Annotated in this window: 12 protein-coding genes; 5 read left to right on the forward strand and 7 right to left on the reverse strand. The window is 63.4% G+C overall.

The annotated features are described in order from the left end of the window. Window positions 1-34: 34 nt before the first annotated feature. Entirely contained in the window at window positions 35-787 is a 753-nt protein-coding gene (locus D6858_RS12305) for a phosphatase PAP2 family protein (protein WP_120110942.1), read from the forward strand. 158 nt (window positions 788-945) lie between these two features. On the opposite strand, the gene D6858_RS12310 is transcribed toward D6858_RS12305, so the two are convergent. Next, window positions 946-1980: a 2-oxoacid:ferredoxin oxidoreductase subunit beta gene (locus D6858_RS12310; RefSeq protein WP_120110944.1), complete on the reverse strand. Its 1035-nt coding sequence runs from the start codon at window positions 1978-1980 to the stop codon at window positions 946-948. Beyond that, window positions 1977-3860 (reverse strand): 2-oxoacid:acceptor oxidoreductase subunit alpha, encoded by a 1884-nt coding sequence (locus tag D6858_RS12315; protein ID WP_120110947.1) that lies wholly within the window; start codon window positions 3858-3860, stop codon window positions 1977-1979. The genes D6858_RS12310 and D6858_RS12315 overlap by 4 nt, the downstream gene beginning before the upstream one ends. 173 nt (window positions 3861-4033) lie before the next feature. Here D6858_RS12315 and D6858_RS12320 point away from each other — a divergent pair, with 173 nt between their 5' ends. Both D6858_RS12320 and D6858_RS12325 read left to right on the forward strand, forming a co-directional pair. Continuing rightward, on the forward strand, window positions 4034-4981 hold the full coding sequence (locus D6858_RS12320) for an alpha/beta hydrolase (RefSeq protein ID WP_120110950.1): 948 nt from the start codon (window positions 4034-4036) through the stop codon (window positions 4979-4981). Window positions 4982-4994: 13 nt separating this feature from the next. Further along, entirely contained in the window at window positions 4995-5465 is a 471-nt protein-coding gene (locus tag D6858_RS12325) for an RNA pyrophosphohydrolase (RefSeq protein ID WP_120110952.1), read from the forward strand. Between the two features lie 331 nt (window positions 5466-5796). Here D6858_RS12325 and D6858_RS12330 read toward each other — a convergent pair whose 3' ends face one another. The 4 genes from D6858_RS12330 to D6858_RS12345 form a co-directional block, all read right to left on the reverse strand. Next, the gene (locus D6858_RS12330; RefSeq protein ID WP_240623830.1) at window positions 5797-6351 is read right to left on the reverse strand and encodes a tetratricopeptide repeat protein; all 555 of its coding nucleotides are present in this window, start codon (window positions 6349-6351) and stop codon (window positions 5797-5799) included. An 11-nt stretch (window positions 6352-6362) separates the two neighbouring features. Beyond that, entirely contained in the window at window positions 6363-7544 is a 1182-nt protein-coding gene (locus D6858_RS12335) for an RsmB/NOP family class I SAM-dependent RNA methyltransferase (RefSeq protein ID WP_120110954.1), read from the reverse strand. Window positions 7545-7556: 12 nt separating this feature from the next. Beyond that, on the reverse strand, window positions 7557-9056 hold the full coding sequence (guaB, locus tag D6858_RS12340; protein ID WP_120110956.1) for an IMP dehydrogenase: 1500 nt from the start codon (window positions 9054-9056) through the stop codon (window positions 7557-7559). A gap of 900 nt (window positions 9057-9956) precedes the next feature. Continuing rightward, window positions 9957-11462, reverse strand: a complete 1506-nt coding sequence (locus D6858_RS12345; protein ID WP_240623831.1) for a M28 family peptidase — start codon at window positions 11460-11462, stop codon at window positions 9957-9959. 165 nt (window positions 11463-11627) lie between these two features. On the opposite strand from D6858_RS12345, the gene D6858_RS12350 reads away from it, so the two are divergent. Further along, entirely contained in the window at window positions 11628-12476 is an 849-nt protein-coding gene (locus D6858_RS12350; protein WP_120110962.1) for an FkbM family methyltransferase, read from the forward strand. Here the strand turns inward: D6858_RS12350 and D6858_RS12355 are convergent. Continuing rightward, a complete protein-coding gene (locus tag D6858_RS12355) occupies window positions 12443-13198 on the reverse strand; it encodes a 3-hydroxybutyrate dehydrogenase (protein ID WP_120110964.1) in 756 nt (251 codons plus the stop codon). The genes D6858_RS12350 and D6858_RS12355 overlap by 34 nt on opposite strands. Window positions 13199-13333: 135 nt before the next feature. Here D6858_RS12355 and ypfJ point away from each other — a divergent pair, with 135 nt between their 5' ends. After that, window positions 13334-14212, forward strand: coding sequence for a KPN_02809 family neutral zinc metallopeptidase (gene ypfJ / locus D6858_RS12360; protein WP_120110967.1), 879 nt, complete (start codon window positions 13334-13336; stop codon window positions 14210-14212). Window positions 14213-14678 lie beyond the last annotated feature (466 nt).

A 14678-nucleotide genomic window follows, 5' to 3' on the forward strand; every position in this document is an offset into this window, starting at 1 on the left:
GGAACGAGGGCTGGCATCGGCGGTTCCTGTATTCATGGACGCGAGAGACAAGACCGGCGCGCATCTGCCGCCCGACACCATTACCTTGCCCGAACGGGGCTGGCGGATCGACCGGACCAAGGCCGCAATCGTCGCCGCGCTGTGCTGGGCAGGTTTCGCAGTGATGGTCTGGCTGGTGACGACCGGGCGCACCGGCACGCTGGACCAGACCGGCTTGCTCTTCTGGCGCGAAGGTGACGGGCTTGGCCCGCGCGGCCCTGCCGTCCTGCTCGAACTGGTGCGCGATCTCACGGCGGTCGGCGGAGTACTGCTCCGCAACCTGATCGCGCTTGGTGCAATCGTCGCACTGCTGTTCATTCGCTTGCGGCGCGAAGCGGTATTGCTCGGCACAACGGTTGTCGGCGGGTGGATCGTCAGTTTCGGGATCAAGCTGCTGGTCGGTCGCCCGCGCCCCGAAATCGTGCCGCATCTGATGGAAGCGGGCGGTGCCAGCTTCCCCAGCGGGCACAGCTTCAATGCCGCGGTCGTGCTCATCGCCATTGCCCTGGCCTTCGCCAGTCTGAGCGCGCGGCATTCGGTGCGCTACACGCTGATCGGCGCAGCGATGGGGTTGAGCCTACTGGTCGCGTGGAGCCGGGTATGGCTGGGGGTGCATTTCCCCAGCGATGTGATCGCGGGCTGGCTGGGCGGCGCAGGCTGGGCATTTCTGGCCGCCGCCATCCTGCGCCCGACCACCGACAAAGCCGCCGACAGCCACATGGCGGACCGGATCGACCCCTGCGATTGAGCGGGAGACATGGACCACATGTTACACTGTCCAGAGAGCAAAAACGCCCACCGGATTTCAATGGCTTAGCTTGAGCAGTCGATGCGAGGGAGCCACAGGTCATGACACGTGTAATGCCATGACCCGATAGCTGTAGGACAGCCCCGCGATAGTGCCGGTCAGACGGGGTCTTGCGCGGTTCCGCTGACGGTCCAGGTCTGCCCCTTGGCGAGCAGTTTGGCGAGGTTGTTTTCCTTACCTTCAACCGCCCGGTCGTGTTCCGCCGCGACCCCGGCTTCGAAGGTCGGAGCGGGATCGTCGTAAAGCACGCCCAGTGCCATCGGGAACGGGCCGAACGGCAATTCCACCAGCATATGCGCGACCGAACGGTTGGTGACATCGTGGACCAGAACGCCCGCGCTCTGCCAGTCGTCGCCTTCGACATCGACCACTTTCAGCGCCAGCGCATCACGGTCGAGCGCGATACCCTTGGTGCCCTTGGCAAACAGCATCGGTTCGCCATCGGCCAGCCACAACTGGCGATCTTCCGCCCCCTTGGGCGCGGCGAAATCGTTGAACACATCCTTGTTATAGACGATGCAGTTCTGGAAGATTTCGATGAAAGCCGCACCCTGATGCGCATGGGCCGCCTTGAACACGTCGGGCAAATGCTTCGACACGTCGAACCCGCGCCCGACAAACCGCGCCCCGGCCCCCAGCGCGAACGCCGCAGGCTTTGCCGGGTGATCGAAACTGCCGTACGGGGTCGACGGGCTGCGCGTGCCTTCGCGGCTGGTGGGGCTGAACTGCCCCTTGGTCAGACCGTAAATCTCGTTGTTAAACAGCATGATCTGCATGTTCACGTTACGGCGCAGCACATGCATCAGATGGTTGCCGCCGATCGACAGTCCATCGCCGTCGCCAGTGACGAGCCACACGTCGAGTTCCGGGTTGGCCAGCTTGGCCCCGGTCGCGAACGCAGGTGCGCGGCCGTGGATCGTGTGGAACCCGTATGTTTCCATGTAATAGGGGAAGCGGCTGGAACAGCCGATGCCCGAAATAAACACGGTCTTCGACGGGTCCGCGCCGATCTGCGGCAGAGTGCGCTGCACCGCCTTCAGGATCGCATAGTCACCGCAACCGGGGCACCAGCGTACCTCCTGATCGGTTTCCCAGTCCTTCAGCGTGGTCTGCACAGGAGTCATGTCGTTCATGCCAGCGCCTCCTCGATCGCGGCTTCCAGTTCGGCAATCTTGAACGGTTGCCCGCTGGTCTTGGTAAGCGGCTGTGCATCGACGAGGAACTGATCGCGCAGCACAGTCTTGAACTGGCCGGTGTTCATTTCCGGCACCAGCACTTTATCGAACCCTTTCAGTAATTCGCCCAGGTTGGCGGGCATCGGCCAGATGTGGCGCACATGGATGTGGCTGACTTCCAGCCCCTTGCGCCGCGCACGGCGAACGGCCTGATGGATCGGGCCGAACGTGCTGCCCCAGCCGACGACGGCCAGCTTGCCCGCGCCTTCGCCCAGCGCGATATCCTGCGGCGGCACCGCGATGCCTTCGATTTTCTGCTTGCGAAGATCGGTCATCAACTGGTGGTTCGCCGGATCGTAGCTGATGTTGCCGGTCTGCGAATCTTTCTCGATCCCGCCGATGCGATGCATCAGGTCTGGCGTGCCCGGCTTGATCCACGGACGCGCACCCTTGGCATCGCGCTTATATGGCAACAACTGCGGATTGCCGTCGGCGTCGGTGGCGTTCTTCTCTGTCAGGAAACGCGCCGGGAAGGCCGGGAACGACGCCGGATCGGGCACCTTCCAAGGTTCCGCGGCATTGGCGATATAGCCATCGGTCAGCAGCATCACCGGGGTCATGTATTCCACGGCGATACGGCAGGCCTCGATCGCGCATTCAAACGCGTCGGCGGGGCTGCGCGCGGCGATCACCGGCATCGGCGCATCGCCGTTGCGGCCATAGACCGCCTGATAGAGATCGCTCTGCTCGGTCTTGGTCGGCAAGCCGGTGGACGGGCCGCCGCGCTGGCTGTTGACGATCACCAGCGGCAGCTCGGTCATAATGCCCAGCCCGATGGCCTCTGTCTTCAACGCGATGCCGGGGCCGGATGAACTGGTGACACCCAGTTGCCCCGCCCAGCTTGCGCCGATGGCCGAACAGATCGCGGCGATTTCGTCTTCCGCCTGAAACGTCGTGACGCCGAATTCCTTCAGGCGCGCCAGATGGTGAAGGATGGCAGAGGCCGGCGTGATCGGATAGCCGCCGAAGAACATCGGCAGTTCGGCCAGTTGCGCCCCGGCAACAAGGCCGAGGCTGACAGCTTCCGCACCGGTGATCGTGCGGTACATCCCCGGCTCGGTCGCCACCGGATCGACATGTACCTGCTTCAGCGGGCCGGACAGTTCCGCCGTTTCGCCATAGGCATGGCCGGCATCGAGCGCAGCGATATTGGCGTCGGCAATGTCAGGCGCCTTGGCGAATTTCTGCTTCAGCCATTCCTGCAACGGCTTGCGATCACGGTCGAACATCCACAGCGCAAGGCCCAGCGTCCACATATTCTTGCAGCGCAGGGCATCTTTGTTGCCCAGCCCGAACGGCTTGACCGCCTCGACCGTGTGCGCGCTGATGTCGAACGCCAGCAGTTGGTATTGCGCCAGGCTGTCATCTTCCAGCGGGTTGGCGTCGTAATGCGCCTTGTCCAGATTGCGTTTCGTGAATTCGCCGGTGTCAGCGATAATCAGCCCGCCGGGTTTCAGCGCGGCGAGGTTCACTTTCAGCGCCGCCGGGTTCATCGCCACCAGCACATCGGGCGCGTCACCGGCGGTTTCGATCGCGGTCGAACCGAAGTTGATCTGGAATGCCGACACACCGAACAGCGTGCCTTGCGGGGCGCGGATTTCCGCCGGAAAATCGGGGAACGTCGCCAGATCGTTGCCCGCCAGCGCGGTGGACAGAGTGAACTGGCCGCCGGTCAATTGCATCCCATCACCGGAATCGCCGGCGAACCGGACGACGACTGCTTCGGGGTTTTCGGATTTGACCGCGGCTTCGCATTGGTCGGCGGCTTGGGTAGCCATATGCATTCCTTACTCGCGCGCCATAGGGGCGCCCTGTCCTGAGCGGCGCACTAGGCCCCGCCCCTCTCTGCCTCAACCAAGTTTTTCTCCTCACGAAACAAAAAGTCGAGTGGAAAAGCTATGCCGCTGTGCATAATCATCCCGAATCGAAACTGATAATGACGGAGAGAGCGATGGCTGACCTGTATGTGAAAGACGATGTGCGCGCCCTGCTGGCGATGCTCGAACAGATCGGCGGCCCTGAAATCGACGAGGTTCCCGTTGCCGACGCCCGCGCGCAATATGCCGCGATGGGCGCTTTGGCAGAGGCCGATCCGCGCCCATTGGCGGTGAAGCGCGACCTCACCTGCCCCGGCCCGGCAGGCGATATCCCGCTGCGCCTTTACGACCCGCGCGACAGCCGCGAGGCGGGGCCGATAGTGATGTTCTTCCACGGTGGCGGGTTCGTGATCGGCGATCTGGAAACGCACGATGCGTTCTGCACCGAAATCGCCCACCAGCTCGATCTGCCGGTGGTGGCGGTGCATTATCGCCTCGCCCCCGAAGCGACCTTCCCCGCAGCGGCGGACGACTGCGAAGCCGCCACCCGGTGGGTCGCGGGCAACCCCGCCGAACTGGGCCGCGAGGCAACCGGCCTTGTTACCACCGGCGACAGCGCGGGCGGTAATCTCACCATCGTGGTGTCGCAGGCGCTGGCGGCAGAGGCAGCGGCGGTGCCGGTAATCGTGCAGGCACCGATCTATCCGGTCGCCAGCGCGATCGAGGAAACCGACAGCTATCGCGATTTCGGGGAAGGCTTCCTGCTGACTGCGCGCACGATGAACTACTTCACCAGCAGCTATGCCCCCGATGAAAGCAGTACGCGGATGTATCCCGCTCTCAGCGACCGGCTCGACCAGAGCCCGCCGACGGTGATTGTGACCGCCGGGCTCGATCCGTTGCGCGATTCGGGGCGCGACTACGCGAAAAAACTGATCTCGCACGGGATCGATGTGACCTATATGGAGGTTCCCGGAATCGTTCACGGTTTTGTGAACCTGCGAAAGGCATTACCCAGCGCCCAGGCCGCATCGGAGGCATTTCTTGCCGAAGTAAAACAAATGCTTGCGCGCTATAGTTGAGGACTCACGAGTGATGGAACTCGGTTACCGCCCCTGTGTGGGCGTGATGCTGGTGAATGCCGATGGCAAGGTGTTCGTCGGCATGCGGATCGACAATAAAGACAGCGGCCATTGGCAAATGCCGCAGGGCGGGATCGACAAGGGCGAAGACGGCGAAACCGCCGCCCTGCGCGAACTGGCCGAGGAAACCGGTGTAACTGCCGATAATATCACGTTGCTCAAGGCAATCAGCGAACCGGTGCGCTACGACTTGCCCGATGAACTGATCGGCAAGCTGTGGGGCGGCAGGTTTCGCGGGCAGGAACAGATCTGGTATCTCGCCCGCTTCCACGGCGAAGACAGCGCAATCGACCTCAACGCGCACGACCCGGCGGAATTCTGCGAATACCGCTGGGTCGATCCCGACGATCTGCCCGACTTGATCGTTCCGTTTAAGAAGCGCGTCTATCGCACTGTTCTGGAAGAATTCCGCGAATTGATTTGAGCGGGTTTCGGCGTGAAGGGGCCGACAGTGGCACCTCCATTCCCGCCCATCGCAGCCGATGTGATGAGCGGCAACGTGCGGCCCATGGATTGCCACGTCGCCTACGGCTCCTCGCAATGACGAGGGGAGGCGGTGGGGTCACGGCCCACACCTTGATTGCCTTCCATCCCTGTCGTCACCCCGGCCCCTGAGCCGGGGTCCAGCTTCCTCTGGCACCGCGCAGGAAGACAAAGCGCGGCCCCGGATCATGTCGGAGCGATACATTAAGGAAGGAAGCGCAACCGCCTCAGCCGCGTCAGCGAGAGCCGTACACCACGACGTTACGCCCGTCTCAATTCTGCTGAGTCACGCTCGCATCGGGCATTACCGCTTCTGCGGTCAGCACGCGCGGTTGCGGGCCTTTCGCAATTGCCGCCGCCAACTGCTTGGTTTCCGGGCAATTATCGCCGCACATCGTTTGCAGTTTGGCGAGATTGCGGTTCGCTTTGTCGATCGCGCCCTTTTCCGCCAGCGCCGCGCCTTCGCCCGAAATCGCATCGAGGTTGCGCGGGTCGAGCCGCATGGCATTGCGGTAATACCGGATCGCCTTGCCCTGCAAACCGTTGCGCCGGGCCACGTCGCCCAGATCGATATAGAGCTGCGGCGCACCGGGATCGACGGCCAGTGCCGCTTCGAATGCATCGACGGCCTGCTCGGTCTGCCCGGCGGCGAGTGCGGCGTGCCCTTCCTGCTGCAGCGTGGCAGCGCGCGGATCGAGTGTGCGGTCGGCGCCCTGCCCCATGCTCGCGCTTACGGCGAGCACCAGTGCAATTGCAACGGCAGGGGCAGCAAAACGCATTACTTTCTCCATCGATTTGGACCTGGGCGGGGCGATTGCGTCGGTCATACTGCGTTACGTTAACATGCGCGAGACAGGCTTGCGACGAAAAATCCGTCCGTCCCGTCTTGCAACGGCGACAGCCGCCACCCCTTTCCGTGTTCGCGGCCCAGCGGCAACGCCAGCGTATCCGCCGACCATTCGGGATGCTCCGCCAGAAACGCATCGATCTGCCCCGCCCCTTCGGCATCGAGCAGCGAGCAGGTGACGAATACCAGCCGCCCGCCGGGGCGCACCAGATCCGCCGCGATGGCCAGCAAACGCGTCTGCACCGCCGCGAACCGGTTAAGCCGTTCGGGCGTCAGCCGCCACTTCGCCTCAGGCTTGCGGCGCCATGTGCCGGTGCCCGAACACGGCGCATCGACCAGCACCGCATCCGCCTTGCCCGCATAATCGGCCAGTGCGGCCAGTTCCTTGCCCGGATCGAGCAAGCGGGTTTCGATCATCCCCGCCCCGGCGCGTTCGGCGCGTGGAGCCAGCTTCGACAGCCGCGCACGATCGGTATCGCACGCCAGCAGGGTTCCGCGATTGTCCATCGCCGCTGCCAGCGACAGCGTCTTGCCACCGGCCCCAGCGCACAGGTCGATCACCGTTTCACCCGGCTGCGCGGCCACCGCCATACAGGCGATCTGGCTGCCGTGATCCTGAACCTCGATCTGCCCGGCGGCATAGGCATCCCACCGTTCGACCGGCGTGCCCGCTGCAAACCGCAACGCGTTCGGCGCAGCCAGCGGTTCGCCCGCTTCGGGCAAGTCGAGCATATCGCGCGCGGCCTTCAGCGTATTCACCCGCACATCGAGCGGCGCCCGATCGAGCAATGCCAGCGCACCGCCCCCCGCGACACCCGATGCAGCCAGCGCGCTCTCCACCCATTCGGGCGCGACACCGCCAGCGGCCACCGGCTCGCCCGCACCCACCGGCTCAGGCCCGTGAGTGGAACCATCGAACAACGGAACAATCGCCGGATCGACTTGCGCCAGACGCAGCATCGCCGCGCGCCCGCCGGGCGGGACCGGCCCGCACACGCGGATCGCGGCATAGACCAGTTCACGCACCGCGCGCCGGTCCTTCGACCCGGCATAGCGCCGCTGGCGGAAATAGTCGGACACCAGCCGATCCGCCGGTGCCCCATCCGCCTGCGCCGCGGCAATCACCGCGTCGAGCAGCTCTATCGCTGCCTGAACCCGTGCCGCCGGGGTCATCGCCGCGCTGCCTTAGCGTGTCGGATAGTTGGGCGCCTCTCGCGTGATCGCGACATCGTGAACATGGCTTTCCGCCAGGCCGGCATTGGTGATCCGCACGAATTTGCCGCGTTCTTTCAGGTCGGCAATCGTCGCGCTGCCGGTGTAGCCCATTGCCGCCTTGATCCCGCCGACAAGCTGGTGAACCACATCCTTCGCCGGGCCTTTATACGGCACCTGTCCCTCGATCCCTTCGGGTACGAGTTTGAGCGTCGATACGTCCTGCTGGAAATACCGGTCGGCACTGCCGCGCGCCATCGCGCCGACACTGCCCATTCCGCGATACGATTTGTAGCTGCGTCCCTGATAGAGGAAGGTTTCGCCCGGCGATTCTTCCGTCCCCGCCAGCATCGAACCGATCATCACGGCAGAGGCCCCGGCAGCCAGCGCCTTGGCCGCATCGCCCGATGTCCGCAATCCGCCATCGGCAATCACGGGCACGCCCGATTTGGCCGCTTCCGCCGCGCATTCCATCACTGCGGTCAACTGCGGCACACCGACACCGGCGACCACGCGGGTGGTGCAGATCGATCCCGGCCCGATGCCGACCTTGATCCCATCGGCACCGGCATCGATCAGCGCACGGGTCGCTTCCGGGGTGGCGACGTTACCGGCGATAATCTGCACCGAGTTCGAGAGCGCCTTGGCCCGTTCGACCGCACGGGCGACATCCTTGTTGTGCCCGTGCGCGGTGTCGATGATGACCACATCGACTTCGGCATCGATCAGCGCCGCTGTCCGTTCGAAGCCCTTGTCGCCTACTGTGGTCGCCGCAGCCACCCGCAGACGACCGGTCGAATCCTTGGTGGCGTTGGGATAGGTTACCGCTTTCTCGATATCCTTGACGGTGATGAGGCCGACGCATCGGAATGCATCGTCCACCACCAGCAGCTTTTCGATCCGCCGCTGATGTAGCATCCGCCGGGCATCGTCCTGACTGGTGCCCAACGGCACGGTCGCCAGATTATCCGCAGTCATCAGTTCGCGCACCGGCTGACCGGCGTTTTCCGCGAACCGCACATCGCGGTTGGTCAGGATGCCCACCAGCTTGCCGTCGCGATCGGTGACGGGAATGCCGCTGATGCGGTGCTGCATCATCAATGCCTGTGCATCGCCCAGCGTCGCATCGGGCGAAATCGTGATCGGGTTGACCACCATCCCGCTTTCAAACCGCTTGACCGCGCGAACGGCGGCGCACTGTTCGTCCACCTCCAGATTGCGGTGCAGCACACCGATGCCGCCCATCTGCGCCATGACAATCGCCATATCGGCCTCTGTCACAGTGTCCATCGCGGCGGACAGGATGGGGATGTTCAGCCCGATTCCGCGCGTCAGCTGCGTGCGGGTGTCGGCCATGCTGGGGAGAATGTCGCTTTCGGCAGGACGCAGGAGAACGTCGTCGAAAGTAAGACCGAGGGGGATATCGTCGTGTGCCACTGGATTGCTTTCACCGGGAGAGTCGTGGCGGCCCATCTAACGAGACTGTGTGACAATCGCTAGGGCCAATCGCAATTTTGCTCTGGCCCGGTGGATATGTGATGCGCCGCCTGCCGCCGCTTGTCCCGTCGTCATTGCGGGGAGCTGCTGGCGAGGTGGCAATCGGTGGCCGTTACCTTGCCGCCCATTACATGGGTTGCGAGGGGAGGAATCGTCACCCAATGGATTGCTCCGCTACGTTCGCAATGACGAATGGGGAGACATACGACACCTCTCAACGTCGCCCCGGACATGATCCGGGGCCCCGCTTTTCTTCCAGCGCGGGGCGAGTGGAAGCTGGACCCCGGCTCGGGGGCCGGGGTGACGAAATTGGGAAGGTGCCCTCAGATGCCGGCACAGGCTCAAGCCAACCACTGCGCCCACCCACCCTCGTCATTGCGAGGAGCCGCAAGGCGACGTGGCAATCCATCGACCACACCTCCCCCCGCTCACAGCCGTTGCGGTAGGCGGGACCGTCGAGTGGAAGCTGGTCACACGAAGGCGCGAAGGCACGAAGTGAGTTTGGTTCAGGGTGAGTTTGGTTCAGGTGCAGGGTCGCACTGCCGATGGCTGGCCAATACTATCGCGCGCCAACCGCCCCCACCCTCGTCATTGCGAGGAGCCACAGGCGACGTGGCAATCCATGGCCCTACCCCACCATTACCACAACCGGCGTGATGGGCGGCAACGTCACCCCATCGATTGCTTCACTGCGTTCGCAATGACGAGTGGAGAGAGGCAGGAACATTTCCCTCCCGTCGCCCCGGACTTGATCCGGGGCCCCGCTTTTCTTCCAGCGCGGCGCAGGTGGAAGCTGGACCCCGGATCATGTCCGGGGTGACGGCGTAAAGAAGGAGAAGCCAACGGGCGGGCAACCAAGATCTCACCCCCCACCCCCTACGGCCCCGCGTGCTTATTCCCTGTATCTGCCGGCCATTGCAGCGGGTCAGCGAAGAAGCGCACCAGTTTCAGGTGCAGCCGCAGGTCATCGATCGCTCCGCCCAGTTCGATCCCGTCAATTTCATCGGACGGCTTGTGATAGCGTTCGTCCATAAACCGCTGCAACGCCTCCTCAGCGCCATAGGCGGTGGTGACGGCCACTGTCGGCACGTCGCGCTGCAACAGCGCCCAGCCATCCTGCCGCCGCACGAATTGCGCGGCCAGCGCAGGGTCGCCCATCTCGCCACCGCTTTCACGGATGATCCGCTCTATCGGAGCATCGAGATCGGTCATCCCCAGCCCGACGATCCCGAATGCAGAGCCTGCCGGGGCAATCGCCACACTGTCGAGGTTGAACGCCGCGACAATCGAATCGAGCGGCACCGGCGGATTTTCCGTGAAGGCCTGCGCCCCCAGCAACCCGCGCTCTTCCGCAGTGGTGGCGAGGAAATAGACATCGCGGTCCAGCTTCGGCCCTGCCCCAAGCTGACGTGCCAGTTCGTTGAGAACGGCCACGCCGCTGGCGTTGTCCACTGCGCCGTTGCAGATCCGGTCTGCGGCATCGGCAGGGGCGCAGGCGCTGCCGAAATGATCCCAGTGCGCCATCAGCAACACCGCGCCATCTTGCGGGCGCTTGCCCGGCAAGTGCCCGATCAAATTGAACGTTTTCGCGGTGCCAACCGCCGAAGTCGCTTCGACCGACACCTGAATGCCTAGCGGGATCGGGCGAAAATCATCCTGCGCGGCGGCGGATTCCAGTTCCTCGATCCGCCCGGCGCCCAGCAGCCTTTCCGCCGCATCGCGAGTCATGAACCCGTCAAGCGTCGTCACCGCCTCGGTCGCATCCAGCCGATAGTGGCCGCGCCGCCGGTCGTTGGCGAGATGAGCCAGCTCCGCATCGTCTTTCACGATAGCGATTACCGCGGCGGCATCCTGACGCAGCAGCGCCTCCCGCTGATCGGCATCGCCGGGATGATCCCACAGCATCAGCGCGACGCGCCCCGCCAGTTCGGACCGCTCCAGATCGACCCCTGCGTTGCCGACGAACACAACCGGTGCCAGTTCCACCAGCCCGCGCGCGCCCGATGCGAACATCGCCACCCCGCCATCGGGCAGCGTCACCGCCCGCCCCTTGCGAACGAAGCGCACTGTACTGGTCGAAGGGCTGCTATAGGCCAGCTCGACCGGAGCGAACCACGGGTGCGCCGGATCGTTCGTGCCCGATGCCAGCCCGGCCGCCTGCCATTCGCGCGAGAGGAACCGCAGCGTTTTCGCCTCGCCATCCGTACCCGGCTGACGCCCGCCGAAATCGTCGCTGCTGAGCGTAGCGATATCGCGCATCAGACGGGTTTCGATTTCGGCACTGGCGACAGGGCGCGGCGTGGCGGGCACTCCGCCATGAGTACATGCGGCGATCAGGCCCGGCAGCAGCAGGGCAAGCAGCGCACGACAACCTAACCCCAAGCGCCCAATCACTTCGTTCGATCCCTTCCGTCTCTCGCTATTTCGCACCAGCACCAATGGATTAAGCGACATCTTTCGGTTGTAAAAGGGCGATTATCGGAATACCGCGAAATTAAGTAATATTGCTAAAAATAGCCAAGAATCAAAATTGGTGGATTTTAACAAATGGTAAAAATTAACCAAACCGGCTTTAATTATCTGTCCGATACGGCATTTGGCCCCATGATTTACAACAAAAATGACCTATACATAGGAAGGTCACTTGAATTATATGGAGAATACTCTTTCGGAGAGTACGCCCTGTTTTCGCAAATCGTAACGCCAGAGATGGTAGTCGTCGAAATCGGGGCAAATATCGGTTCGCTGACTGTTGGCTTGGCGCAACTCGCGAATCAAGGGGCCGTTTATGCGTTTGAGCCGCAACGGATTGTATTTCAAACGCTGTGCGCCAACATCGCGCTGAACAGCCTGATCAATGTGTTTGCCTATCAATATGCCGTGGGATCCCGAAACGGTTCGACCGAGGTGCCCGCGCTCGATCCACATGTGCAGAACAATTTTGGCGGTTTGGAACTGGCGCCGGGAAAACGCGGAGAAAGCGTGCCGCTGACAACCATCGACCGGATGAATTTCCAACGGCTCGATTTCCTCAAAATGGATATCGAAGGGATGGAATGCGAGGCACTGAAGGGTGCGACGAAAACAATCCGCCGCTTCCGTCCGATCATCTATGTGGAAGCAGATCGGCAAGAGCGTTTTGCCGAACTTTACACGATCCTCTCCGGTCACCGATACAGGATGTACTGGAGCCTCGTGAACCTCTACCGCCCCGACAATTTCCGCGGGGTTGCGGAAAATATATTCCAGATATCCTCTAAAAACCTGCTCTGCATCCCGGAAGAGCGGGACATCACGGTAACCGATATGCCGCCCGTCACCGGCCCCGACGATTCACCTGAGGCCGCAGTAAACCGCGCCAATTACTGCGCAGTCCAGCCGCCATCCATCGTATAGTTGCCGCCGGTCATGTTCGCCGCTTCTTCCCGGCAGAGGAATGCCGCGAACGCGCCGACTTCTTCGACCTGGGTGAATTTCTTGGTCGGTTCGCCCGCCAGCAGCACATCGTTGATGACCTGTTCGCGGGTCATCCCGCGGGCCTTCATCGTATCGGGGATCTGGTTTTCCACCAGCGGCGTCCAGACATAGCCGGGGCTGATGCAGTTCACTGTCACCCCGGTCTGCGCCAGTTCCAGCGCGGCGGTCTTGGTCAGCCCGGCGATGCCGTGTTTGGCCGCGACATAGGCGCTCTTGAACGGCGACGCGACGAGCGAGTGCGCGCTGGCGGTGTTGATGATCCGCCCCCACCCCTGCTGCTTCATATGCGGCACGGCCAGCCGGGTGGTGTGGAATGCCGCCGTCAGGTTGAGCGCGATGATCGCATTCCACTTCGCCACGGGGAATTCGTCGATCGGGGCGACGTGCTGCATCCCCGCGTTGTTGACCAGAATGTCGAGCGGGCCGGCCCCGGTCATCAGCTCTTCGCATCCCTCTTCGGTGGTCAGGTCGGCGTTGATGTGGCTCGCGCCCAGCTCCTCCACCAGTTTCGCGATTTCGGCTTCGTCGCCAAAGCCGTTGAGAACGACCTGCGCCCCTTCCGCGTGAAGCGCGCGGGCGACCCCCAGCCCGATGCCCGAAGTGGAACCTGTGACGAGAGCGCGCTTGCCGGATAGGAACATTTTTACCTCCTGATGGGTTTTTCGCGGGGTTCTTAACAGTCACGCTCTTGCGCTGCGCGCCGTGCCTGTCCAGACCAAACACATGAAATGCGGCAACCGGTCGCGTTTTCGATGCAGTTTCAAGGGGGCAGGACAATGCGGCTCGACAGATTCAACCCGGCCAACATCCGCGTGCGCGGCGGCGGCAGCGGGGGCGGCGGCGGTTTTCCCGGCGGCGGTGCTGGCGGAGTCGGGTGCGGCACACTGGTGCTGGTGCTGATCGGCGCGCTGGTGTTCGGGGTCGATCCCGGCCAGATGCTCAGCGGGCTGGACCAGAACGGCGGAACAACCGCCCCCGCCACACAGCAACGCAGCGCCCCGCAATCGGCGGAAGAACTGTGCACGCAAAACCAGTACGCCACCGAAGCATGCAACGCGCTGCAATCGCTCAACCAGACATGGCAGCCCGAATTCCAGCGCGCCGGTATCCGTTTCGCACAGCCCGAACTGGTGTTCTACAGCGGCGGCACCGATTCCGGCTGCGGCGCGGCGCAATCGGCAATGGGGCCGTTTTACTGCCCCGCCGATCACGGGATATACATCGACACCAGCTTTTACGACCAGATGGCGCAACAGCTTGGCGCGAAGGGCGATTTCGCGCGCTATTACGTGATCGCCCACGAATATGGCCACCATATCCAGAAACTGACCGGCGTGGCCGACGCGATCCGCAGCGCGCAACAGCAAAACCCCCGCGCCAGCAACCAGTTGCAGGTCCGCATGGAATTGCAGGCCGATTGCTATGCCGGCGTGTGGGCAGGCAAGAACCGCAACCTGATCGATCCCGGCGATTTCGAGGAAGGGATGACCGCCGCCAGCGCGATTGGCGACGATACGCTGATGCGGAACGCCGGTCGCCAGGTCGATGCGGAAAGCTTCACCCACGGCTCCAGCGCGCAACGCATGGAAGCCCTGCGCGCGGGGATGGAAAGCGGCAACGACAGCGTATGCGATCGCTACGTTCAGCTGAGCTGAAGTCGGGGCGCAGTGCGGGGAGGGAGCTGGACCCCGGCTCTGGGGCCGGGGTGACGAAATTGGGAAGGTGCCCCGATGCCAGCACAGGCCCAAGCCAACCACTGCGCCGCCCCACCCCTCGTCATTGCGAGGAGCCGCAGGCGACGTGGCAATCCAAGGCCCGCCCTCGCCCCCTCACAACCGCCGCGATAGGCGGAACCCTCACCCCATGGATTGCTTCACTGCGTTCGCAATGACGAGTGGGGAGGGGCAGGAACATCTCCCACCGTCGCCCCGGACCTGATCCGGGGCGACGAAATTGGGAAGGTGCCCCGATGCCAGCACAGGCCCAAGCCAACCACTGCGCCGCCCCGCCCCTCGTCATTGCGAGGAGCCGAAGGCGACGTGGCAATCCATGGCCCGAACCTCGCCTCCTCACAACCGCCGTGACAGGAGGCAACCTCACCCCATGGATTGCTTCACTGCG

The sequence above is a fragment of the Tsuneonella suprasediminis genome, assembly GCF_003605755.1.
Taxonomy (GTDB): Bacteria; Pseudomonadota; Alphaproteobacteria; order Sphingomonadales; family Sphingomonadaceae; genus Tsuneonella; species Tsuneonella suprasediminis.

Coding starts and splice junctions, on each gene's coding strand:
- D6858_RS12305 (WP_120110942.1), top strand. CDS start 35: ATGGACGCGAGAGACAAGACCGGCGCGCATCTGCCGCCCGACACCATT.
- D6858_RS12310 (WP_120110944.1), bottom strand. CDS start 1,980: ATGAACGACATGACTCCTGTGCAGACCACGCTGAAGGACTGGGAAACC.
- D6858_RS12315 (WP_120110947.1), bottom strand. CDS start 3,860: ATGGCTACCCAAGCCGCCGACCAATGCGAAGCCGCGGTCAAATCCGAA.
- D6858_RS12320 (WP_120110950.1), top strand. CDS start 4,034: ATGGCTGACCTGTATGTGAAAGACGATGTGCGCGCCCTGCTGGCGATG.
- D6858_RS12325 (WP_120110952.1), top strand. CDS start 4,995: ATGGAACTCGGTTACCGCCCCTGTGTGGGCGTGATGCTGGTGAATGCC.
- D6858_RS12330 (WP_240623830.1), bottom strand. CDS start 6,351: ATGACCGACGCAATCGCCCCGCCCAGGTCCAAATCGATGGAGAAAGTA.
- D6858_RS12335 (WP_120110954.1), bottom strand. CDS start 7,544: ATGACCCCGGCGGCACGGGTTCAGGCAGCGATAGAGCTGCTCGACGCG.
- guaB (WP_120110956.1), bottom strand. CDS start 9,056: ATGGGCCGCCACGACTCTCCCGGTGAAAGCAATCCAGTGGCACACGAC.
- D6858_RS12350 (WP_120110962.1), top strand. CDS start 11,628: ATGGTAAAAATTAACCAAACCGGCTTTAATTATCTGTCCGATACGGCA.
- D6858_RS12355 (WP_120110964.1), bottom strand. CDS start 13,198: ATGTTCCTATCCGGCAAGCGCGCTCTCGTCACAGGTTCCACTTCGGGC.
- ypfJ (WP_120110967.1), top strand. CDS start 13,334: ATGCGGCTCGACAGATTCAACCCGGCCAACATCCGCGTGCGCGGCGGC.